Annotated in this window: 1 protein-coding gene; it reads right to left on the bottom strand. The window is 63.2% G+C overall.

The annotated features are described in order from the left end of the window. Position 1: 1 nt before the first annotated feature. A complete protein-coding gene (locus ABZ795_RS28790; protein WP_357532648.1) occupies positions 2 to 1,093 on the bottom strand; it encodes an IS630 family transposase in 1,092 nt (363 codons plus the stop codon). Between the last annotated feature and the right edge of the window lie 51 nt (positions 1,094 to 1,144).

Genomic DNA, 1,144 nt, shown 5'->3' with positions numbered 1-1,144 from the left:
GCTAGTGTCCTGCGTCAGAAATTCGCCTACAAAATCGGGCGAGTGATTCGAGGATCTCTTCGGCGGTCTTGGTCCAGACGAACGGGCGTGGATTGCTGTTCCAGTCGGCGATCCACGCCCGGATGTCGGCCTCGAGACTCTGGACGCTCTTGTGGGCGCCGCGGCGGATCTTCTGTTCGGTGAGGTAGCCGAACCAGCGTTCGACCTGGTTGATCCACGAGGATCCGGTCGGGGTGAAGTGCATGTGAAATCGCGGGTGTCGGGCGAGCCAGGCGCGGATGGCCGCAGTCTTGTGCGTCCCGTAGTTGTCGCAGATCAGGTGCACGTCCAGTTCGGCTGGCACGGTCCTGTCGATGGTGGTCAGGAATTTCTTGAACTCGGTGGCGCGGTGCTGGCGGTGCATCTCGCTGATCACGGTTCCGTCGGCGATGTTGAATGCGGCGAACAGGCTGGTGATCCCGTTGCGGGCGTAGTCGTGGGTGCGCCGCTCAGGCATGCCAGGCATCATCGGCAGCACGGGCTGTGAGCGGTCCAGGGCCTGGATCTGGGATTTCTCGTCCACGCACAGCACGACGGCCCGTTCGGGTGGGTTGTGGTAAAGACCGACGACGTCGACGACCTTCTCGATGAACTGAGGGTCGGTGGACAGCTTGAACGTGTCCGCTCGGTGCGGTTTGAGCCCAAAGTCCCGCCAAATCCGGCCGATTGTTGACTTCGACAGCCCTGACCGCTCGGCCATCGACGTGCGGGACCAGTGGGTGGCGTTACGTGGCGTCTGTTCCAGGGTGGTTACCACCACCTGTTCGACCTGGTCCAGGCTGATCGACGGGGGCCGGCCCGGCCGCTGCTCGTCGATCAGCCCATCGAGGCGCTCGGTCAGAAACCGCCGTCGCCATTTGCCCACGGTGGACAGATGCACACCCAAAGCCGTTGCCACATCGGTGTTCGACGCGCCGTCTGAACACGCCAGAATGATCCTCGCGCGCATCGCGAGGACCTGCGCAGACTTCGCCCGCCGTGACCAGCGCACCAACGTCGCGCGTTCCTCCTCGGACAACACCAGCGGCGGCATGGGACGCCCTGTCCTCGGCATCCCACCACCCTACACCCAATTATTAGGCGAATTTCTGACGCATGACACTAG

Origin of the sequence: Micromonospora sp. NPDC047134 (genome assembly GCF_040643455.1) — a bacterium.
Lineage (GTDB): Bacteria > Actinomycetota > Actinomycetes > Mycobacteriales > Micromonosporaceae > Micromonospora.
The sequence above is the reverse complement of the archived record's forward strand: the minus strand, read 5'-3'. Positions and strand labels throughout refer to the sequence as shown.

Coding starts and splice junctions, on each gene's coding strand:
- ABZ795_RS28790 (WP_357532648.1), bottom strand. CDS start 1,093: ATGCCGAGGACAGGGCGTCCCATGCCGCCGCTGGTGTTGTCCGAGGAG.